Annotated in this window: 17 protein-coding genes, 1 tRNA gene and 1 riboswitch; of the genes, 8 read left to right on the forward strand and 10 right to left on the reverse strand. The window is 66.7% G+C overall.

Translation table 11 applies throughout. The annotated features are described in order from the left end of the window. Positions 1-22: 22 nt before the first annotated feature. Positions 23-1,240, reverse strand: a complete 1,218-nt coding sequence (locus tag AB4Z37_RS10630; protein ID WP_441516689.1) for an O-succinylhomoserine sulfhydrylase — start codon at positions 1,238-1,240, stop codon at positions 23-25. 68 nt (positions 1,241-1,308) lie between these two features. Beyond that, positions 1,309-1,388: riboswitch (SAM riboswitch) on the reverse strand. 157 nt (positions 1,389-1,545) lie between these two features. Between AB4Z37_RS10630 and AB4Z37_RS10635 the strand changes: the two genes are divergently transcribed. After that, entirely contained in the window at positions 1,546-2,655 is a 1,110-nt protein-coding gene (locus tag AB4Z37_RS10635) for a 2'-deoxycytidine 5'-triphosphate deaminase (protein ID WP_441516690.1), read from the forward strand. 51 nt (positions 2,656-2,706) lie between these two features. On the opposite strand, the gene AB4Z37_RS10640 is transcribed toward AB4Z37_RS10635, so the two are convergent. Beyond that, positions 2,707-3,642, reverse strand: a complete 936-nt coding sequence (locus AB4Z37_RS10640) for a LysR family transcriptional regulator (protein WP_441516691.1) — start codon at positions 3,640-3,642, stop codon at positions 2,707-2,709. A 93-nt stretch (positions 3,643-3,735) separates the two neighbouring features. Between AB4Z37_RS10640 and AB4Z37_RS10645 the strand changes: the two genes are divergently transcribed. The 3 genes from AB4Z37_RS10645 (at position 3,736) to AB4Z37_RS10655 (ending at position 6,632) form a co-directional block, all read left to right on the forward strand. Further along, a complete protein-coding gene (locus tag AB4Z37_RS10645; RefSeq protein ID WP_441516692.1) occupies positions 3,736-4,911 on the forward strand; it encodes a muconate/chloromuconate family cycloisomerase in 1,176 nt (391 codons plus the stop codon). Between the two features lie 3 nt (positions 4,912-4,914). Continuing rightward, positions 4,915-5,205, forward strand: a complete 291-nt coding sequence (gene catC, locus AB4Z37_RS10650; RefSeq protein ID WP_441516693.1) for a muconolactone Delta-isomerase — start codon at positions 4,915-4,917, stop codon at positions 5,203-5,205. 68 nt (positions 5,206-5,273) lie between these two features. Beyond that, positions 5,274-6,632, forward strand: a complete 1,359-nt coding sequence (locus tag AB4Z37_RS10655) for an MFS transporter (protein ID WP_441516694.1) — start codon at positions 5,274-5,276, stop codon at positions 6,630-6,632. 156 nt (positions 6,633-6,788) lie between these two features. Here AB4Z37_RS10655 and AB4Z37_RS10660 read toward each other — a convergent pair whose 3' ends face one another. Then, positions 6,789-8,003 (reverse strand): EAL domain-containing protein, encoded by a 1,215-nt coding sequence (locus tag AB4Z37_RS10660; protein ID WP_441516695.1) that lies wholly within the window; start codon positions 8,001-8,003, stop codon positions 6,789-6,791. A gap of 289 nt (positions 8,004-8,292) precedes the next feature. Here AB4Z37_RS10660 and AB4Z37_RS10665 point away from each other — a divergent pair. Then, positions 8,293-8,367, forward strand: a tRNA-Gly gene (locus AB4Z37_RS10665). A 97-nt stretch (positions 8,368-8,464) separates the two neighbouring features. Here AB4Z37_RS10665 and AB4Z37_RS10670 read toward each other — a convergent pair. From AB4Z37_RS10670 to AB4Z37_RS10690, 5 genes are all read right to left on the reverse strand, one after another. Then, entirely contained in the window at positions 8,465-9,502 is a 1,038-nt protein-coding gene (locus AB4Z37_RS10670; protein ID WP_441516696.1) for a branched-chain amino acid ABC transporter permease, read from the reverse strand. A gap of 10 nt (positions 9,503-9,512) precedes the next feature. Next, positions 9,513-10,379 carry a branched-chain amino acid ABC transporter permease gene (locus AB4Z37_RS10675; RefSeq protein WP_441516697.1) on the reverse strand — a complete coding sequence of 289 codons (867 nt, stop codon included), beginning with the start codon at positions 10,377-10,379 and terminating at the stop codon, positions 9,513-9,515. A 5-nt stretch (positions 10,380-10,384) separates the two neighbouring features. Next, the gene (locus tag AB4Z37_RS10680; RefSeq protein WP_441516698.1) at positions 10,385-11,092 is read right to left on the reverse strand and encodes an ABC transporter ATP-binding protein; all 708 of its coding nucleotides are present in this window, start codon (positions 11,090-11,092) and stop codon (positions 10,385-10,387) included. Positions 11,093-11,102: 10 nt separating this feature from the next. Beyond that, the gene (locus AB4Z37_RS10685; RefSeq protein WP_441516699.1) at positions 11,103-11,810 is read right to left on the reverse strand and encodes an ABC transporter ATP-binding protein; all 708 of its coding nucleotides are present in this window, start codon (positions 11,808-11,810) and stop codon (positions 11,103-11,105) included. A gap of 178 nt (positions 11,811-11,988) precedes the next feature. After that, entirely contained in the window at positions 11,989-13,281 is a 1,293-nt protein-coding gene (locus tag AB4Z37_RS10690; RefSeq protein WP_441516700.1) for an ABC transporter substrate-binding protein, read from the reverse strand. Positions 13,282-13,897: 616 nt separating this feature from the next. Between AB4Z37_RS10690 and AB4Z37_RS10695 the strand changes: the two genes are divergently transcribed. The 3 genes from AB4Z37_RS10695 (at position 13,898) to AB4Z37_RS10705 (ending at position 17,099) form a co-directional block, all read left to right on the forward strand. After that, the gene (locus tag AB4Z37_RS10695; protein ID WP_441516701.1) at positions 13,898-14,836 is read left to right on the forward strand and encodes an ABC transporter ATP-binding protein; all 939 of its coding nucleotides are present in this window, start codon (positions 13,898-13,900) and stop codon (positions 14,834-14,836) included. Positions 14,837-14,888: 52 nt separating this feature from the next. Beyond that, positions 14,889-15,650, forward strand: coding sequence for an ABC transporter permease (locus AB4Z37_RS10700; protein ID WP_441516702.1), 762 nt, complete (start codon positions 14,889-14,891; stop codon positions 15,648-15,650). 276 nt (positions 15,651-15,926) lie between these two features. Beyond that, entirely contained in the window at positions 15,927-17,099 is a 1,173-nt protein-coding gene (locus AB4Z37_RS10705; RefSeq protein ID WP_441516703.1) for an NADH:flavin oxidoreductase/NADH oxidase, read from the forward strand. On the opposite strand, the gene AB4Z37_RS10710 is transcribed toward AB4Z37_RS10705, so the two are convergent. Both AB4Z37_RS10710 and AB4Z37_RS10715 read right to left on the reverse strand, forming a co-directional pair. Then, positions 17,096-18,388, reverse strand: a complete 1,293-nt coding sequence (locus tag AB4Z37_RS10710; protein WP_441516704.1) for an MFS transporter — start codon at positions 18,386-18,388, stop codon at positions 17,096-17,098. The two genes, AB4Z37_RS10705 and AB4Z37_RS10710, sit on opposite strands and share 4 nt — an antisense overlap. A 121-nt stretch (positions 18,389-18,509) precedes the next feature. Beyond that, positions 18,510-20,168 (reverse strand): FAD-binding dehydrogenase, encoded by a 1,659-nt coding sequence (locus AB4Z37_RS10715; RefSeq protein WP_441516705.1) that lies wholly within the window; start codon positions 20,166-20,168, stop codon positions 18,510-18,512. Positions 20,169-20,176 lie beyond the last annotated feature (8 nt).

Here is a 20,176-nt window from a genome sequence, read left to right on the forward strand (position 1 = left end):
TAGCGACGCGTTCAGGCGTGCGTCACGCCTGCTCCAGTGCCGCGAGCAGGTCCTCGATGAGGTCGTCGCGGTGCTCGAGGCCGGCGGAGAAGCGGATGAAGCCTTCGGAGATGCCGAGCTCGGCACGGGCCTCCGGCGTCAGGCGCTGGTGGGTCGTGGTCGCCGGATGGGTGACGATGCTCTTGGCGTCGCCGAGGTTGTTGCTGATGCGCGCGAGCTTGAGCGCGTTGAGCGTGCGGAACGCCGCCGGCTTGCCGCCCTTGACCTCGAAGCCGATCAGCGTCGATCCGCCGCGCATCTGCTTCCTCACCACCGCGGCCTGCGGGTGGTCGTTGCGCCCGGGATAGATCAGGCGCGAGATCTTGGGATGCTCAGCGAGCACGTCGGCGATCGCCGCGGCGCTGTCGGTCTGTTGACGAACGCGGATGGCGAGCGTCTCCAGGCCCTTCAGCAGCACCCAGGCATTGAACGGCGACATCGCCGGGCCGGTCTGGCGCAGGAACGTATGGATGTTGTCCTGGATGAACTGCTCCGACGACAGGATCACGCCGCCGAGGCAGCGGCCCTGGCCGTCGATGTGCTTGGTCGCCGAATACACCACGACGTCGGCGCCGAGCTGCAGCGGGCTCTGCCAGATCGGGGTCGCGAACACGTTGTCGACCACGAGGCGCGCGCCGCCATTGTGCGCGATCTCAGCGACCGCGGCGATGTCGACGACGTCGAGGGTCGGGTTGGTCGGGCTTTCCAGGAAGCAGGTGCGGGTGTTGGGGCGCATCGCCTTCTGCCACTGGTCGAGGTCCATGCCGTCGACCAGCGTCGACTGGATGCCGTAGCGCGGCAGCAGGTCCTCCACCACATAGCGGCAGGAGCCGAACAGCGCCTTGGCGGCGACCACATGGTCGCCGGCGCGCAGCGGGGCGAGGATCGCGGTGGTCACCGCCGCCATGCCGGTGGCGGTGGCGCGGGCGGCCTCGGCGCCCTCGAGCTCGGCCATGCGCTGCTCGAACATCGCGACCGTCGGGTTCGAGAAGCGGGAATACAGGAAGCCGGGGTCGTCGCCGGTGAAGCGCGCTTCGCACTGCTCGGCGGTGTCGTAGATGAAGCCCTGGGTCAGGAACAGCGCTTCGGAGGTCTCGCCATATTGCGAGCGCAGCGTGCCGCCGTGCACCAGGCGGGTCTCGGGGCGGTATTTGGCGGTCGGGGAGGGGCTCTTCGCAGGACCCTTGGGGGCTTCGGACATCGTGACTCCAGACTGACCGATCGCAATCGGCCATAAAAAACCGGCCTGAACATCGAGTTCGGCCGGGATCACTGGTGTCCCCGGCCTGTTTAGCGATTTATTTAACGTGGCTGCAAGCCGGCCGGCTCAAATGACCACGGGATAGATCCGCGTCATAATCCCGGGGGGCCTTTCCGTCAAGTCACCGTTCCTCTACCCGATAAAAGACCCTGACTTGTCGGCCCGGGACTGATATCCGGTTAGTTTACCGCGCGAGGGGCGCAAATGGCCTGCCTCGCCGGAAGGTGCTCCAGGGGACGTCGACCGTGACCTATTCGCTGCCGCCCGATGCCAGGGGAATTCTGCCGGATCGCATGATCGCGGCGATGGCGGATGATGGCGTCATCCTGCCCGAATATCCGTTCGTCGAGAGCCAGATCCAGCCGGCGAGCCTCGACCTGCGGCTCGGCAGCACCGCCTTCCGCGTTCGTGCCAGCTTCCTGCCGGGGCCGCGCTCAACCGTTGCAGAACGTATCGACGGGCTGAAGCTGCACGAGATCGACCTGACCGATGATGCGGTGCTGGAGACCAACTGCGTCTATATCGTGCCGCTGCTGGAGAGCCTGGCGCTGCCGGCGTCGATTTCCGCGACGGCCAACCCGAAGAGTTCGACCGGACGGCTCGATGTCTTCACCCGTGTGATCGCCGACGGCACCCGCCGCTTCGATACCATCGATGCCGGCTACCACGGCCCGCTCTACGCCGAGATCAGCCCGAAAACGTTCCCCGTGCTGGTGCGCGAAGGCTCGCGCCTGTCGCAGATCCGTTTCCGCACCGGCGATGCGCAACTCGATGCCGCGGCGCTGCAGGCGCTGCACGCGCGCGAGCAACTGGTCGATCAGGAAGACGCCGATCTCTCCAATGGGCTTGCGCTCAGCATCGACCTGTCGGGCGAGGGCTCGAACGGTTTTGTCGGCTACCGCGCCAAGCGCCACACCGGCGTGGTCGATATCGATCGCCGCGGCGGTTATGCGGTCGACGATTTCTGGGAGCCGATCCGGGCGCGCAATGACGGCAGCCTGATCCTCGATCCCGGCGAGTTCTATATTCTGGCGTCGAAAGAGGCGGTGCAGGTGCCGCCGGATTTCGCCGCCGAGATGGTGCCGTTCGATCCGCTGGTCGGCGAATTCCGCGTCCACTATGCCGGCTTCTTCGACCCCGGCTTCGGCCATGCCGGCGCCGGCGGGCAGGGCTCGCGCGCGGTGCTGGAGGTGCGCTCGCGCGAGGTGCCGTTCATCCTCGAGCACGGCCAGGTGGTCGGCCGGCTGGTGTACGAGAAGATGCTGTCGCGGCCCGGCGCGTTGTACGGCCAGCGCATCAGCTCGAACTATCAGGGCCAGGGCCTGAAGCTGTCGAAGCACTTCCGCGCGCCCTGAGCGCGCGTGCGCCTGCGTTGCCGCGGCGGGGCAGGTTCATGGCAGCGGCGATCAGCTGCGCCGCCGAGGTTTGGCCTGAACACCGGCAGTCTCGACACCGCGGGCCGCATCGTAGACGGCGCGGATGAGGTCGAGGATCTCGCGCACCTCCGGTGAGCTGTCGCTGGTGCGAAAGCTCATGATCAGCGGCGAGGTGATCGCATCTTCCGCGAGCGGACGATAGACCACGTCATCCCGGCGCAGATGATGGACCGAGTGGGGCACGAGAGTAATGCCCACGCCGGCCGCGACCAGGCCGAGAGCGGTCTGCAGTTCGCGCACCTCCTGGATGACTTGCGCCTCCACGCTGCGATCGCGGAAGAACGACAGGATCTGGTCGGCGTAGCTCGGCCGCGGCGACCTCGGATACAGCACCAGCGGCTCAGTGGCGATATCGCCGAAGTGCAGCGCATCGCGCTCGCGCAGCGCATGGTCCGGCGACAGCGCCACCAGCAGGCTTTCCTCGACGATCACCTCGCGCCGGATCGCCGGATCGTCGAAGCGCAGACGGCCGAACCCGACATCGATGCGTCCCTCCTTGAGCGCGGCGATCTGCTCCACCGTGTTCATTTCGACGAGCGCGACCTCGAGCTGGGCATGGGCCGCGCGGAAGCCGCGCACCACGTCGGGCAAGCCGCCGTAGAGTGCCGAGCCGACAAAGCCGATGACGAGCTGGCGTCGTCCCGTTTCACCGAAGCGGCGGGTCGTGATGCGCAGCTCGTCGGCCCGTTCCAGGATCTGCAGGGCATGTTCATGGAAGAAGCGCCCCGCGGGGGTGAGGCGCAGCGGCCGGCTGCCGCGCTCGAACAGCGCAACGCCGAGTTCCTCCTCCAGGTCGCGCATCTGCCGGCTCAGGGGCGGCTGGGCGATGCGCAGCTTCTCGGCCGCCCGGGTGAAGCTCCGTTCGCCGGCAATGGCGGTGAAATAACGCAGGTGACGCAGTTCCAATTGATACCTTTTAGGTATGGAAGGGGACCGACACGGTCTTTGACCTGCTGGTCATGGCGTGGGACCACCATAGCTAGCAGGAGAAACGCCTTCATGAGCACCAGCGTGGCAGCCCGCATCGACCAGGTCGAGACCTTTTTGGTCGATGTGCCCACCATCCGCCCGCATCGCCTGTCGATGCACACGATGAACAGCCAGACCCTGGTCCTGGTGCTGATCCGGTGCTCCGACGGAACGGTCGGAATTGGCGAGGGCACGACCATCGGCGGCCTCAGCTATGGCGAGGAGAGCCCTGAAGGCATCAAGCTGACCATCGACAGCTACATCGCGCCGGCCATTGTCGGCCAGGACGCCTCCCGCGTCGCGGCGGTCATGGCCAGCGTGAAGCAGCGGGTGAAGGGCAACCGCTTCGCCAAATGCGCGGTGGAGACGGCGCTGCTCGATGCCCTTGGCAAGCGCCTGGGACTGCCGGTGTCGGAACTGCTCGGCGGCCGCCGTCACGACACGCTGCCGGTGGCCTGGACGCTGGCCAGCGGCGACACGGCGCGCGACATTGAAGAGGCCGAGCAGATGCTGGCCAGCCGGCGCCACAACATCTTCAAGCTCAAGATCGGCCTGCGCCCCTGGGACGCCGATGTCGCCCATGTCGCTGCCATCGCCCGGGCGGTCGGAGACCGCGCCAGCGTGCGCGTCGACGTCAACCAGGCCTGGAGCGAGGCCGTCGCGCGGCGCGCCATTCCCGCCCTTGAGGCTGCCGGCGTGGACCTCGTCGAGCAGCCGCTGTCCCGCGACCATCGCGGCGCCCAGGCGCGCCTCGCCGGCCGCTTCACCGTTGCCATCATGGCCGATGAGGCCTTGCATGGCCTGACGGACGCCTTCGATATCGCGGCTGAGGGCACTGCCGACGTGTTCGCCCTGAAGATCGCCCAGGCAGGCGGCCTGTTCGACGCCGCGAAGATGGCGGCGGTCGCGGAAGCCGCGGGGATCGGCCTGTACGGCGGCACGATGCTGGAAGGCGGCGTCGGCACCGCGGCCTCGGCCCAGGTGTTCTCGGCGCTGCCGCAGCTCGCCTGGGGCACTGAATTGTTCGGGCCGCTGCTGCTGACCGAGGAGATTTTGGCGACGCCGTTGCGTTACGGCGACTTCGCGCTGCAGGTGCCGTCAAAGCCCGGCATCGGCGTCGATCTCGACATGGACCGCGTCGCCTTCTTCAGCCGCGATGGGCGCGCATCGCGCAGCCATCCCGTCCGGGCCACCGTTGGAGCCTGAGCCATGCTGTTCCAGGTCGAAATGAATGTCGAGATCCCGCATGGGCTCGATCCCGACATGATCGCGCAGTTGAAGGAAACCGAGCGGCTGCGGGCGCAGGAGCTGCAGCGCAGCGGCCAATGGCGCCATCTCTGGCGCGTCGCCGGCCGCTACGCCAATGTCAGCATTTTCGACGTGGAGAGCAACGAGGCGCTGCATGGCATCCTGTCGACCTTGCCGCTCTTCCCCTTCATGCGTGTAAGCGTGACGCCGTTGTGCCGGCATCCCTCGTCCATCCATTCCGACGACCGCTGAATGTGCGGCACGGATCTTGATCAATAAAAACAAGCACTGACCAAAAGCCCCGGGACGGAAACCACATCATGACCAATCACAACATCGCCGAGCCGCTCAAGACGCATCAGGCGTCCGTCCTGGACAACGGTCACCAGGACCGCGCGGGCGTTTCGGTCGAAAAAGCGACCATGCGCAAGGTCATCTGGCGCATCGTTCCAATCCTCACCCTGTCGTACTTTCTGGCCTATCTCGACCGCATCAACATCGGCTTCGCCGCGCTCGACATGAACAAGAGCCTCGGCCTGTCCGGCACCGTGTACGGCTGGGCGGCCGGCGTGTTCTTCATCGCCTACATCATCTTCGAGATCCCGAGCAATCTCATCATGGAGCGCGTCGGCGCGCGGCTGTGGATCGCCCGCATCATGATCACCTGGGGGCTCATCGCCGCGGCGACCGCCTTCGTCGTGGGGCCGGCGTCGCTGGTCGCCATGCGCTTCCTGCTGGGTGTCGCCGAAGCCGGCTTCTTTCCGGGCGCGCTGCTCTATCTGACGTACTGGTGCCCGGCGGCGTATCGCGCCAAGGTCATCGCCGCTTTCTCGGTGTCGATCCCGCTCGCCGGCTTCGTCGGCTCGCCGCTGTCGGGGGCGCTGCTCGGCATGGATGGCCATCTCGGCCTGCACGGCTGGCAGTGGCTGTTCATCGTCGAAGGACTGCCTGCCGCGATCCTCGGTTTCGTCGTTCTCGCCTTCCTGCCCAGCAAGCCGGAGGCCGCGGCGTGGCTGACCGATGAGGAGAAGCGCTGGCTGCAGCAGACGCTGGCCAGCGAAGCGCTGAGCCATGGCGACGCCTCCCATGGCAACGTCTGGCGCACGCTGGCCAATCCGCGGGTGCTGGCGCTGGGCCTCGCCTCGGCCGGCAGCCTCGCCACGGGGTATGGCCTCGCCTTCTGGCAGCCGCAGATGGTGAAGTCGTTCGGCCTCACCAACTTCCAGACCGGCCTCGTCAATGCCATTCCGTTTGCCTTCGCCGCGGTCGGCATGTTCGTTTGGGCGCGCCGCTCCGACAACCGCCGCGAGCGGGTGTGGCATACGGTGACGCCGCTGGTCGTCTCTGCGCTCGCGCTGGCGTCGTGCATCTACCTCAACCAGCTGAGCCCGGTCGTTGTCGCGCTGTGCTTCGCCCTGCTCGGCGGATATGGCGTGAAGGGGCCGTTCTGGGCGCTGGTGTCGGAGTGGACGTCACCGTCGGAGAAGGCCGCGGCGATCGCGATGATCAATTCGCTCGCCAACGTGTCCGGCTTTGTCGCGCCGTTCCTGCTCGGCTTCATCAAAGACCAGACCGGCAGCTTCGCGCTGGGATTGATTCCGATGATCGTCCTGGCGGTCATCGGCGCGGCGACCATTCTGCTCCTGAAGCGGCGCATCGCCGCAGTGCCGGCGCACTAGAGCGCGTTCGCTTTTGATGGAATCGCGAATGCGCTCTAGTTATTTGTTTTGACGCGTTTTCTTCACGCGAACCGGTGCCCACTTCGCTCGAAAACGCAATAGGCGAGGGGGCTCCGCGACCAGCGGCGTGAACGCGCTGCGCGCCGGCAGCCGCGCTCACGCGCTCGCCACCGCCAGCGGGCGTCCGAGCGTGGCGCGCGCGAACTTGCGCGCCGCCGCCGGCCGGCCGAACAGGAAACCCTGCGCAAGGTCGAAGCCCATCTCATGCACCGCGACGAGATCGGCGCGAGTCTCGACGCCTTCGGCCACCGTCCGCGCGCCATAGCCGTTGGCGAGCTCGACGATGCGGCGGCACACCGAGCGCTTCAGCCGATCGTCGGCGCAGCCGGTGATGAGCGCGCGGTCGACCTTGATCTCGGTGAACGGGAAACGCTCGATCCCCATCAGCTCCGGCCAGTTGGTGCCGATGTCGTCGATCGACAGCGCGATGTTGTGGAAGCGGACGCGCCGCGCGACATCGATCAGCCGGTCGAGGTTGCGGACCGTGTCCGAGCCGTTGATCTCGATCATCAGGCCGCTGAAGGCGGGATGGCGCGGCATCTGCAGGCAGAGATGCTCGACGGCGGCCGGATCGGCGAGGAACGATGCCGGCAGGTTGATGGAGAGATCGATCGGGCCGCTCTGGCCGAAGAAGTACTGCCAGTCGTCGAGCGCGCGGCCGATCACGAATTGCGACAGCTCGCGGAAATGCGGATCGCCGTCCGCCGGGATGAAGTAGGCCGGCGGCACCACGCCCCAGGACGGATGGCGCATGCGCACCAGCGCCTCGGCGCCGCGCGAGACGAGGGTGCGTGCATCGACCTTGTGCTGGTACCACAGCTCCAGCCAGCCCGACTTGAGCGCCTCCGCCACGTCCACGGGTGCGCTGGGCGGGGCGTCGGCCGGCACCAGCGCGGCGATGGCCGCGCGCAGGCGGTCGGGCCCGAACGGCGTCGCCAGTGTCGGCAACATGACAAGGCCGAGTTCCGCACCGAGTTGCTGGATCGCCGCGACCACCGGCGAGCCGGAGGGGCCGATGGGCAGCACGTGGCCGTCGAAGGCCTTGTCGGCAAGCGTGGTCAGGACGCGGCTCGCCGCGTCGCCGCCGGCGGACAGGCCGAGCATCACGAGGTCGATGTGCTGCTGGTCGAGCCGCGCACCGAGGTCATGGGCATCGCGGGCGTCCGAGGTCAAGAGCCCCAGTTCCTCCAGCGTGTCGGCGAGGAAGGTCCGGATGTGCTGCTTGCTGTCGACGATGCACACGCTGGACGAGATCCTGCGCCGGCCGAACGTGACGAACTTAGGAGGTCGTTCCGAGTGCTGGCTCTGCATTCCCCACCGCGCGAATCGCTTGTTTGCTGGCGAATCCTTCGTAGCGGCCGCTCGGTGCGCGAATGGGGAATTGTCGCGGCCGTTCACTGTTATGCTTCGCTAAGGTTACCCTCTCCAATGCGATTTAAATGCCGATCAAATTGTCGGAAACGCCGTGCGGCGCGCGGGCGCAGGGCTGCAAACTGGCCGCCGGCCGCGCCAACCACACCATTTTCGATTCATTTTATTGGGTTTTGGACCAATCTTGATCTTGCCCGAGGTCAGATCGGGCGGCTATGGTCCGGCCGACGCGGGCGTAGTTCAGTGGTAGAACGACAGCTTCCCAAGCTGTATGTCGTGAGTTCGATTCTCATCGCCCGCTCCATCCCCCGCCTGTCCTGAACATCAGATCGAGGTCCGGATTTTCGGACACGTCGTGCCGCGAGCATCCGGCGCGGGCTGTGCTCGCGCCGCTGCCAGTCTCACACGGCCGGCTGGGACGCGGCCTTGGCTTCCGTGCGCGGCAGGCTGGGCGGGGCATGGGATACCGGGATCAGGTCGCCCGGCAGCAGGCGCCGCAGCAGGCCCCACAGCCCGCGCGGCTCGATCAGGATGACGCCGATCGACAGCGTGCCGAGCAGGATGAAGTGCCACACGCCGATCTCCGCGAGGTACTCGCGCAGCAGGAAGAACACGATCGTGCCGATGATCGGTCCCTCGAAGCTGCCGACGCCGCCGATCACCACGATGAAGATGATGTAGACCGTCCACTCGGTGATGCTGAACGATGCCGGCGGCGCGACACGCAGCTTCTGCAGCGTGATCAGCGCGCCGGCGAGGCCGAGGAACGGCGCGGCCCACAGGAAGCACAGCACCCGCGACCAGGTCAGGTTGACGCCGATGGAGCCGGCGCCTTCCTCGTTGTCGCGCATCGCGGTGAGGCCGAGGCCGATCGAGGAGCGCATCAGGAGATAGCTGGAGACGAATGCCAGTGCCACGAGGCCGAGCGCCAGCCAGTAGATGTTGGTGTAGCGGGTGGCGATGCTGCTGCCGAACTGCCTGACGGCGGCGACGGGCAGGCTGACGCCGGAGCCGCCGCCGAACGCCGACAGCTTGCCGGCGGCGAGCATCAAGGTTTCCGCCACCACCCAGCTGCCGACCGCGAGATAGGCGGCGCGCAGGCGGAAGATCACCACCATGATCGGCACGGCGAAGGCGAGCGCAACAAGGCCGGCCATCAGCACCGACACGTAGGGATTGAAGCTGCCGAACACCAGGAAGCCGAAGAACGCGTAGGCGCCGATGCCGACGAAGGCGTGCTGGCCGACGGAGACGATGTCGGCGTAGCCGGCGAGCAGGTTCCACATCATCGCCAGCACCAGCAGCAGCATGAATTCGGTGGCGAGTTGCATCTGGCGCGGATCGAGGATGAACGGGCCGGCAGCGAGGAACAGCGCGCCGAGCAGCAGCAGCGCCCGGCCGGCGAGGATGGAATGGGAGTTGGCGAGAAAGCGCGTCACGCTGCCGACCTCAATATTTCGGGAACAGGCCCTGCGGCCGGGCCAGGAAGATCACCAGGAAGACGATGTGGCCGGCGAGCACCTGCCAGGCGGCGTCGAACTGGGCGCCGACCGCCTGGGCAATGCCGATCACGATGCCGCCGACCAGTGTGCCCCACAGGCTGCCGAGGCCGCCGAGCACCACCGCCTCGAAGGCGATCAGCAGCCGGCTCGGGCCGGAGGTCGGGTCGAAGTTGGTCCACACCGCCATGAAGCCGGCCGAGATCGCCATCGTGACCCCGACGACACCCATCGCCACCGCATAGATCCGGGCGGACGGCAGGCCGACGAGGTTGGCGGTCGACACGCTGTCGGACACCGCGCGGATGCGCGCGCCGATCCGGCTGCGGTAGAGCAGCAGGTCGAGCCCCCAGATCATCGCGATCGCGGAGAGGAAGATGATCAGCGGCAGAACGCCGATGTTGATGTTGTTGCCGAGATGCAGCGTCGCGGTCTCGATGGCGCCGCCAGACACCTTGCGGATGTCGGCGCCGTAGACGCCCTGCAGGCTGTTCTGGACGATGATCGACAGCCCGAAGGTGACGAGGATGATCGACAGCACGTCCTTGCCGAGCACGCGCTGCAGCAGCAGGCGCTGCAGCAGATAGCCGCCGGCGAAGGTGAGCGGCAGGATGATGGCGATCGCGACCAGCGTCGGCAGTCCCAGGCCCTGGGTCAGCGACCACAGGATGAAGGAGATGAGCACGATGAGGTCGCCGTGCGCGATGTTGACGAAGCGCATGACGCCGACCGACAGCGACAGTCCCATGGCGAACAGCGCATACAGCCCGCCCACCAGGATGCCCTGCACGATCTGATTGAGCCAGATTCCGAGCATGGTCTCTACAGTCCGAAATAGTGTTTGACGACGGTGTCGTGGGACGTCTCGGCCGGGCGGCCGCTGAGGTTCACCTTGCCTTCGAGCAGGCAATAGAAGCGGTCGGCGACCGCGAGCGAGCGGGTGATGTCCTGCTCGACCACGAGGATGCCGATGCCGCGTGCCTTGATCGCCGGGATGATCTCGTAGAGGTCCTTGATCACGGTGGGCGCGAGACCGAGGCTGATCTCGTCGCACAACAGCAGCTTGGGATTGGCGAGCAGCGCGCGGCCGACCGCGACCATCTGCTGCTGGCCGCCGGACAGTTCGCCCGCGAGCTGCCGCCGCTTGTCCTTGAGGATCGGGAAGAAGCGGTAGATGTCGTCGAAGCCGATCTCGCCGCGGCGCCCGACCTCCCAGCCGATGTGGAGGTTCTCTTCCACCGTCAGCGACGGAAACAGCCGCCGCCCCTCGGGCACCAGCGCGACGCCCCCCGCGACGATGTCGGCGGTGGAGCGCCCGGCGAGGTCCGAGCCCTCGAAGCGGATCGCGCCCTCGATGCGGTCGGCCTGGCCGACGATCGCCTTCAGCAGCGACGACTTGCCGGCGCCATTGGCGCCGATGATCGACACGATCTCGCCGGCGCCGACGGAAATCGTGGCGCCGACCAGCGCGCGGAACTGGCCGTAGTAGACCGACAGATTTTCCACTGCCAGCAAGGTATCCCGTGACATTCCCTGGTCCTCAAACGCCAAGATAGACTTCCTTGACGCGCCCGTCCGCGAGCACCTGGTCCGGGGGCCCGCTGCTGATGATGTTGCCGCCGTGCAGCACGGTCAGCCGTGTGGCGATGCGGCGCAGCGCATGCAGCACGTGCTCGATCCAGATGATGGTGGCGCCCTGGCTGTGCGCGGTGCGGATGATGTCGAGCAGCGAGTCGCATTCGGCGTCGGTCAGGCCGCCGGCGATCTCGTCGAGCAGCAGCAGGCGCGGGCTCTGCGCCAGCGCTTTCGCAAGCTCCAGCCGCTTGAGGTCGAGCAGCGACAACTGGCCCGCAGGGATGCGCAGGCGATGCGCCAGCCCGGTGAATTCGATCACCTCCTGGGCCTTGTCCTTGGCCGCGCGGATGCCGAGGCTACCGCCATGCACCGCGGCAACCATGACGTTCTCGAACGTGCTCATGTGGGTGAAGGGCTTCGGCACCTGGTAGGTGCGGCCGATGCCGAGCCGGCAGCGGTCCCAGACCTTGACGCGGGTGATGTCGCGGTCGTTGAGATGCACGGTGCCGCTGCTCGGCGCCTGCACCCCGGCGATGATATTGAACAGCGTGGTCTTGCCCGCGCCATTGGGGCCGATCACGCCCAGCACCTCGCCCGCCCTGACATCCATGTCGAGATTGTCGATCACGGACAGGGCGCCGAAACGTTTCGAGAGGCCGGCAAGTTTCAGCATGGTCGCTCTTTGTCAGTCCTGCGGTCCGCATGCGGACCGTCTGCGATACATGATGGCGCCGCGATGGTCGCACAGCCTGAAAGCTACGCGCGCGGCGTCCGGTCGGTCAATGATGCGGGAATGTCCAGCTCATGCGAGCACAGGCTGCGCCGGCCGGGACGGCCGGCGCAGCCAAGGCTCAGCTGTACTTGATCACGCGCGGGTCGCCGCCGACGGGAACGTCCTTGGCGGTCGAGTTGTCGACGATGACCATCTCGTAGGGATACTTCTTGCCCTTCTCCCACTGGCCGATCACCAGCGGCGTCAGCGCGCAGTTCGGGAACGGGCCCTTGTTGAAGTTGATCGGGCCGACGATCGACTTGTAGTCGGTGGTCTTGATCGCGTCGCGGATCGACTCCGGCTTGTCGAGGTTCTGGGTGCGCTTGAGCACGTCGAAGATCACCTCGAACAGTGCGTGGCGGAAGCCGAGCGGCAGCGACCACTGGCGGTTGCTGACCTTCTCGTACTCGTCGGCGAGCTGGAGCGAGCTCTGGCCGTTGAGGCCGGAGACGTAGGGGTGGAATTTCGACCACCACACCTCGGTGGTCAGCCCCAGCGCGCGGTCGCCGAGCGGGGTGATCGCCGGCGGGAATTCCAGCGCCTTGCCCATGTAGACGACCTTGGGCTGGAAGCCCTGCTGCGCCGCGCCATTCCAGAAGGTGGTGAACTCCGGCGGCGGCACGACGCCGGTGACGATCTCGACCCCCGCCGACTTGAACGCCGCGATCTGCGAGTTGTAGTTGCTGGCCGGCATGTCGAAGCGGCCGGGATCGATGACGCTGAAGCCGTTCTTGATCAGGAACGGCGGGTTGCCGTGCTCCTTGTCGGACTGCGCGATGCCGTCGCCGTCGTTCGGCCACAGCGCGCCGACCTTCTTGTTGGTGTCGAGGCGCTTGAAGTATGGCACCAGCGATTCGATCAGCTGCTGGCCGGCGAAGAAGAAGTGGTAGGTCCACTCGAAGCCCTTCTTCGGGTCGCCCTTGCGGCCGAAGAAGTAGGGTTCCAGCGGCGCGTCGTTGGTGATGCAGGGAATGCCGTTGGCTTCGCACTGATCCGACACCGGATTGACCGTCTCGGGGGTCGCGAACGCGGCCACGAGGTCGACCTTGTCCTTCAGGATCAGTTCCTGGGTCACTTCCGCGGCGCGGTTGGGGCTCGACTGGCTGTCCTTGACCACGATCTCGTAGGAATGCTCGGTGCCGTTGACCTTGATCTTGCCGCCGAGCGTCTTCTTGATCTGGTCGAGCGTGAACGGCACATGCTCGGTGAAGAAGGCCAGCGGGCCGGTGGCCGGCATGACCAGGCCGATCTTGATGGTCTTCGGCGCCGCAAAAGCCACGCGCGGCAGACCGCCGACCGTAGCGAACGCAGCGCCGGCGCCTGCGGCCTTGAGGACCGACCGGCGATTCAGGTGGTTGGTATCCTTTGGCATCGATGTGTGCTCCCCTCGTTGCAATTCCGCCGCGCCCGGCCGCTCGTCGTTGTTGTGATTGTGGACGGTGCCGCCGAGACGCCCGCAGGCCGCGACGGAGGTCGCGACCCGCAGCAGTCTTCTAGCTTGCATCGACGACGAGGAAAGGGCTGAATTCGTGGGCCCGGGCGCCGCGACAATTTGCCGGCTGACAGCGCTGAAACGCTGGAAACCACGGTATTTTAGGGCTTCCCGCGTTGTGGGTGCAGGCGCGCGCGGTGCCAGGCCGCGTTGTCCGCGGCGCCAAGTTCGCTGGCAATCAATCCAAAGTTCGTTTTGAGAAGGGCTTGCGGGCAGGCGGAATGCCGCACGCGCGGCATGTCGTTGCGTCCTGTCCGCAAAGCCCCGCCGTGATGGTTCAGCAGGGCGAACCACGGCCGCCGCGCGCCACGATGCGGCAGTGCCCGCGCCGCGGTCGCGCAACTGACGCCACGATGACGCGGAGGTGACGGCACTCACCAGAAAATTCAACGAAAACAAATGGCTATTTCGATCGCGGGGACCACGAAAGCCCTTGCCGCCGCCCCGATAGCGGTTATATCTGCCGCCCGTCCCCCTGTGAGCACGCCGCGCCCCGATGCAGCCCATCATCTCCGTCTCGAACCTGTCGAAAGTCTACGGATCGGGCTTCCAGGCGCTGAAGAGCATCAACCTCGATATCCGTCCGGGCGAGATCTTCGCGCTGCTCGGCCCCAACGGCGCCGGCAAGACCACGCTGATCAGCATCATCTGCGGCATCGTCAATCCGTCGTCCGGGACGGTCCGGGTCGGCGGCCATGACATCATCTCCGACTATCGTGCCGCTCGTTCGCTGATCGGGCTGGTGCCGCAGGAACTGACCACCGACGCGTTCGAGACGGTGTGGGCGACCGTCAGCTTCAGCCGCGGCCTGTTCGGCAAGCCGGCGGATCCTGCGCATATCGAGCGCGTGCTGAAGGCGCTGTCGCTGTGGGACAAGAAGGACAACATGATCATGACGCTGTCCGGCGGCATGAAGCGGCGCGTCCTGATCGCCAAGGCGCTGTCGCACCAGCCGTCCGTGCTGTTCCTGGACGAGCCGACCGCCGGCGTCGACGTCGAGCTGCGCAAGGGCATGTGGGACGTCGTGCGCTACCTCAGGGACAACGGCGTCACCATCATTCTCACCACGCACTATATCGAAGAAGCCGAGCAGATGGCCGACCGCATCGGCGTCATCAGCAAGGGCGAATTGATCCTCGTCGAGGATAAGGCCGAGCTGATGCGCGAGCTCGGCCAGAAGCAACTGACGCTGCACCTGCAGTCGCCGCTCGAGGCCATCCCGGCGGCGCTCGCGCCTTACGGCCTGACGATCGGGGCCGATGGCCATGAGGTGATCTACACCTACGACACCCAGGCCGAGCGCACCGGCATCACCTCGCTGCTCAGCGACCTGCGGCAGGCCGGCGTGAGCTTCCGCGACCTGCAGACCAGGGAAAGTTCCCTGGAAGACATTTTCGTCGGATTGCTGGCGCGGTCCAACGCCCGCGGCCGCTGATGTTGCGGCGGCCTGACGACTTGACATCCATCGCTTGCGAGAGGAAGAGCCGATGAACCTCCACGGCGTTCTGGCGATCTACCGGTTCGAGATGGCGCGCACCAAGCGCACCGTGTTCCAGAGCATCGTCTCCCCGGTGCTGTCGACCTCGCTGTACTTCATCGTGTTCGGCGCGGCGATCGGTTCGCGCATCAGCGAGATTGACGGCGTCAGCTATGGCGAGTTCATCGTTCCCGGCCTGATCATGCTGATGCTGCTGACGCAGAGCGTCTCCAACGCCTCGTTCGGCATCTATTTCCCGAAATTCACCGGCACGATCTACGAGCTGCTGTCGGCGCCGATCTCCTATCTCGAGGTGGTGGTCGGCTATGTCGGCGCGGCCGCCTCCAAGTCGATCATCCTCGGCCTGATCGTGCTGGTCACTGCGGCGCTGTTCGTCGACCTGCGCATCGACCATCCGGTGTGGATGTTCGCCTTCCTGGTGCTGACCGCGGTGTCGTTCAGCCTGCTCGGCTTCATCATCGGCATCTGGGCGCAGGGCTTCGAGCAGCTGCAGGTCATTCCGCTGCTGGTGGTGACGCCGCTGACCTTCCTCGGCGGCACGTTCTATTCGGTCAATGTGCTGCCGCCGACGTGGCAGAAGATCACCCTGTTCAACCCGCTGGTCTACCTGATCAGTGGCTTTCGCTGGAGCTTCTACAGCATCGCCGACGTCCATGTCGCGATCAGTGCCGCGGTGGCGATCGGCTTTCTGCTGCTCTGCCTCGTCGCGATCTGGTGGATCTTCCGGACAGGCTATCGCCTCAAGAGCTGATCGCGCCGCTGCAGGGAGGCTGTGCGCAAACGCCGCTTGCCTGCCGACGCGATCCTGACATGCTAGTGTGGTGGATCTGACATTCGCTTCAGCATCGCCGCGAGTCCTCCAAGCGAATGTCAGATCCAAAACCACACTAGAATCTGATATTTGCTAGTGTCCCTATGGTTCTAACATTCGCAAGAGAGCCAGCCGCAAAGTGCTGCGAATGTTAGAACCGGGACACTAGCCGTGCCAGTCTGGTCCTCCCGTCCCATCCTCGTCAGAGAAGCCTGCATGTCCCAGCCCCGCCTGTTCACGCCGATCACGCTGCGCGGCGTCACCGCCAGGAACCGCCTGATCATCTCGCCGATGTGCCAGTACTCGGCGGAGGGCGGCATGGCGAGCGACTGGCATCTCGTGCATCTCGGCAAGTTCGCCCAGGGCGGCGCCGGCATCGTGATGACGGAGGCGGCCGCGGTGGTCGCCGAGGGCCGCATCACCCATGGCGACCTCGGCATCTGGACCGATGCCCAGGTCGCGCCGCTGGCGCGCATCGCGACCTTCCTCCGCAACAACGGCGCGGTGCCGGCGATTCAATTGGCCCATGCCGGCCGCAAGGCCAGCATGCAGCGCCCCTGGTATGGCAACGCGGCGCTGACAGCGGACGATCATGCACGCGGCGACACGCCCTGGCCGATCGTCGCGCCGAGCCCGATCCCGATGGACGAGGGCTGGCTGATGCCGCACGAGCTCGGCATCGAGGAGCTCGCGGCGCTGCGCGACCATTGGCGTGCGGCCACTCTGCGCGCGGCGGCGGCCGGGTTCGAGGTGCTGGAGGTGCACTGCGCTCACGGCTACCTGCTGCATGAATTCCTGTCGCCGCTGTCGAACAGGCGCACCGACGGCTACGGCGGCGATCTCGCCGGGCGGATGCGCTTTCCGCTGGAGATCATTGCCGCGGTGCGCGACGTCTGGCCCGACAACCGCCCGCTGTTCGTGCGCATCTCGGCGGTGGACGGCATCGACGGCGGCTGGACGCTGGAAGACTCCGTGGCGTTCGCGCGCGAGGCCAAGGCGCGCGGCGTCGACGTCATCGACTGCTCGTCGGGCGGGCTGATGGGCTCGGCCACCGCGGCGCGGCTGCCGCGCGGCTATGGCTTCCAGGTGCCATTCGCGGCCGAGATCCGCAAGCAGGCCGGCATCGCCACCATGGCGGTCGGCCTGATCCTGCATCCGCAGCAGGCCGAGGACATTCTCGCCGAGGGCCATGCCGACATCGTCGCTGTCGGCCGCGAGGCGCTGTTCGATCCGAACTGGCCGCTGCATGCGGAGCTTGCGCTGTCCGGACGCAGCGAAGGCGTGTTCGATGCCTGGCCCAGGCAGTACGGCTGGTGGCTCGAGCGGCGCGAGCCGGGTCTGCGCCGGCTCGACGGGCCGGCGCTGCCGTTCCGAACCGCGCGTGGTTAGCCAGTCGCGGCGGTGACCACGCGGCTGGATTCGCCGCGGCGGTAGACCATCAGCGTGGCGGCAAGGCCGCAGACCGCGGCGAAGCTCATCCACAATGCGGGCGCCGCCTTGTTGCCGGTCATCTCGATCAGCGCGGTGGAGACCGCCGGCGTGAAGCCGCCGAACAGCGCGGTGGCGAGGCTGTAGGCCAGCGAGAAGCCGACGGTGCGCACGCTGGCCGGCACGATCTCGGTCAACGCCACCACCATGGCGCCGTTGTAGCTGCCGTAAAGGAACGACAGCCACAGCTCGACCATCAGCATGCGCTCGAACGACGGCGCGCTGGTCAGCCAGCTCATCGCCGGATAGGCGGTGAGGATGGTGAGGACGGTGAAGGTGAGCAGGATCGGGCGGCGGCCGATGCGGTCGGACAGCGCCCCCATCACCGGCAGCCAGATCAGGTTGGAGACGCCGACGCAGAAGGTGACGATCAGCGAATCCACCTCCGACAGCTTCAGCACGCTCTTGCCGAAGGTCGGGGTGTAGACGGTGATGAGATAGAACGACACCGTGGTCATCACCACCATCAGCATGCCGGCGATCACAATCTGCCAGTTCTCGATGATCGAGCGGAAAATCTCGCTCGATGTCGGGCGGTGCTTGCGCGCCAGGAACGCCTCGGTCTCCTGCAGCGAGCGGCGGATCACGAAGATGAACGGCACGATCAGCGAGCCGATGAAGAATGGGATGCGCCAGCCCCAGTCGGACACCTCGGCGGGTGTCAGCGCCTTGTTGAGGGTGTAGCCGATCAGCGCGGCGACAATGATCGCCACCTGCTGGCTGCCGGACTGCCAGCTGACATAGAAGCCCTTCTGGTTCGGCGGCGCCATTTCCGAAAGGTAGACCGACACGCCGCCGAGCTCGACGCCGGCGGAGAAGCCCTGCAGCAGCCGGCCGATCAGCACCAGCACCGGCGCGAGCAGGCCGATGGTCGCGTAGGACGGCACGAAGGCGATCAGGATGGTGCCCATCGCCATGATGGCGAGAGTGACGATCAGGCCCTTGCGCCGGCCGACCTGGTCGACATAGGCGCCGAGGAAGATCGCGCCCAGCGGCCGCATCAGGAAGCCGGCGCCGAAGGTGCCGAAGGTCAGCAGCAGCGAAGCGAATTCATTGCTGGCCGGGAAGAACGCCTTGGCGATGTGCGTGGCATAGAAGCCGAACAGGAAGAAATCGAACATTTCAAGAAAGTTGCCGCTGGTCACACGTAGGACCGTGGCAAGCTTCGAAGACGTCGGTGCCGTCGCCATGGACTGAACTCTCCCCCGAGGTTGGCTTTTGGCCGGGCACTGTGGGCGGTTTTGCCACACCCCGCAAGGGACTAGGCTTGTGCGGTGTGGGCCCCCGGTGGGTGGGAACCACGGCCTCGCGTCAGGCCACCGCCTTTGCTGCGGCGCGGCCCGCGGTGCGGCCGGAGAACAGGCAGCCGCCGAGGAACGTGCCTTCCAGCGCACGATAGCCGTGCATGCCGCCGCCGCCGAAGCCGGCGGCCTCGCCGACCGCGTAGAGCCCGGGAATGATCTGGCGATCACTGCCGAACACACGGGCGTCGAGATCGGTCTCGAAGCCGCCGAGCGTCTTGCGGGTCAGGATGTTCAGCCGCACCGCGATCAGCGGGCCATGTGCGGGATCGAGGATGCGGTGGGGCTTGGCGGTGCGGATCAGTTTGTCGCCGAGGTAGCGGCGGGCATTGTGGATGCCCATCACCTGGGTGTCCTTGACGTAGGGGTTGTCGAGCTCGCGGTCGCGCGCCTCGATCTGGCGGCGGATGTCGCCCGCCGCCAGCAGGTCGCTGCCGGCGAGCGCGTTCATGCCGGCGACCAACTCCTCCAGCGTGTCGCGAACGATGAAATCGGCGCCGTGGCGCTTGAATGCTTCCACCGGTCCCGGCGCCCCCTTGTTGGTGGCGCGCTTCAGCGTCATGCGCCAGCTCTTCGAGGTGAGGTCGGGATTCTGCTCCGATCCCGACAGCGCGAACTCCTTCTTGATGATGCTCTGGGTCAGGATGAACCAGGAATAGTCGTTGCCGCTCGCCATGATGTAGGCGAGCTGGCCGAGCGTGTCGTAGCCGGGATAGAGCGGCGAGGGCAGGCGCTGGCCGCGGGCGTCGAACCACATCGACGATGGTCCCGGCAGGATGCGGATGCCGTGGTTCGGCCAGATCGGATCCCAGTTGTGCAGGCCTTCGACGTAGTGCCACATCCGGTCGCGGTTGATCAGCCGCCCGCCGGCGGCCTCCGTGATGCCGATCATGCGGCCATCGACATGGGCGGGCACGCCCGCGACCATGCGCTGCGGCGGGGCGCCGAGCCGCGACGGCCAGTTTTGCCGCACGAGGTCGTGGTTGCCGCCGATGCCGCCGCTTGCCACGATCACCGCCTGCGCCGACAGCGCAAACTCGCCGATCACCGTGCGCGACGAGGTTTCGCCGCGTTTGACCTCAGTCGGCTCCAGCACCGCGCCGCTGACGCCGGTGGCCGCACCATTGGTGAGGGTCAGCGCGTCGACGCGGTGGCGGAAGCGGAAGGTGATGCGACCGCTCCGTTCCGCCTCGCGGGCGCGCCGTTCGAACGGCTCGACGATACCGGGCCCGGTGCCCCAGCTGATGTGGAAGCGCGGCACCGAGTTGCCGTGGCCCAGGGCGTCGTAGCCGCCGCGCTCGGCCCAGCCGACCACCGGGAAGATGCGGTGGCCCATGGCGCGCAGCCAGTCGCGCTTCTCGGTGGCGGCGAACTGCACATAGGCCTGCGCCCAGCGCCGCGGCCAGTCGTCCTCGTCGCGGTCGAAGCCGGCGGTGCCCTGCCAGTCCTGCCAGGCGAGTTCGAAGCTGTCCCTGATCTTGAGACGGCGCTGCTCGGGGCTGTCGACCAGGAAGAGGCCGCCGAGCGACCAGAACGCCTGGCCGCCAAGGCTCTGCGGCCCTTCCTGCTCCACCACGATGACGCGCTTGCCGGCGTCGGCGAGCTCCGTCGCCGCCACGAGACCCGCAAGGCCTGCGCCCACGACAATGACATCCGCCGTGTCAGCCATTGGTTTCC

Source organism: Bradyrhizobium sp. 2TAF24 (genome assembly GCF_052115025.1).
Taxonomy (GTDB): domain Bacteria; phylum Pseudomonadota; class Alphaproteobacteria; order Rhizobiales; family Xanthobacteraceae; genus Bradyrhizobium_A.

Coding starts and splice junctions, on each gene's coding strand:
- AB4Z37_RS10705 (WP_441516703.1), top strand. CDS start 15,927: ATGTCCCAGCCCCGCCTGTTCACGCCGATCACGCTGCGCGGCGTCACC.
- AB4Z37_RS10685 (WP_441516699.1), bottom strand. CDS start 11,810: ATGCTGAAACTTGCCGGCCTCTCGAAACGTTTCGGCGCCCTGTCCGTG.
- AB4Z37_RS10700 (WP_441516702.1), top strand. CDS start 14,889: ATGAACCTCCACGGCGTTCTGGCGATCTACCGGTTCGAGATGGCGCGC.
- AB4Z37_RS10695 (WP_441516701.1), top strand. CDS start 13,898: ATGCAGCCCATCATCTCCGTCTCGAACCTGTCGAAAGTCTACGGATCG.
- AB4Z37_RS10675 (WP_441516697.1), bottom strand. CDS start 10,379: ATGCTCGGAATCTGGCTCAATCAGATCGTGCAGGGCATCCTGGTGGGC.
- AB4Z37_RS10690 (WP_441516700.1), bottom strand. CDS start 13,281: ATGCCAAAGGATACCAACCACCTGAATCGCCGGTCGGTCCTCAAGGCC.
- AB4Z37_RS10680 (WP_441516698.1), bottom strand. CDS start 11,092: ATGTCACGGGATACCTTGCTGGCAGTGGAAAATCTGTCGGTCTACTAC.
- AB4Z37_RS10710 (WP_441516704.1), bottom strand. CDS start 18,388: ATGGCGACGGCACCGACGTCTTCGAAGCTTGCCACGGTCCTACGTGTG.
- AB4Z37_RS10645 (WP_441516692.1), top strand. CDS start 3,736: ATGAGCACCAGCGTGGCAGCCCGCATCGACCAGGTCGAGACCTTTTTG.
- AB4Z37_RS10655 (WP_441516694.1), top strand. CDS start 5,274: ATGACCAATCACAACATCGCCGAGCCGCTCAAGACGCATCAGGCGTCC.
- AB4Z37_RS10660 (WP_441516695.1), bottom strand. CDS start 8,003: ATGCAGAGCCAGCACTCGGAACGACCTCCTAAGTTCGTCACGTTCGGC.
- catC (WP_441516693.1), top strand. CDS start 4,915: ATGCTGTTCCAGGTCGAAATGAATGTCGAGATCCCGCATGGGCTCGAT.
- AB4Z37_RS10630 (WP_441516689.1), bottom strand. CDS start 1,240: ATGTCCGAAGCCCCCAAGGGTCCTGCGAAGAGCCCCTCCCCGACCGCC.
- AB4Z37_RS10715 (WP_441516705.1), bottom strand. CDS start 20,168: ATGGCTGACACGGCGGATGTCATTGTCGTGGGCGCAGGCCTTGCGGGT.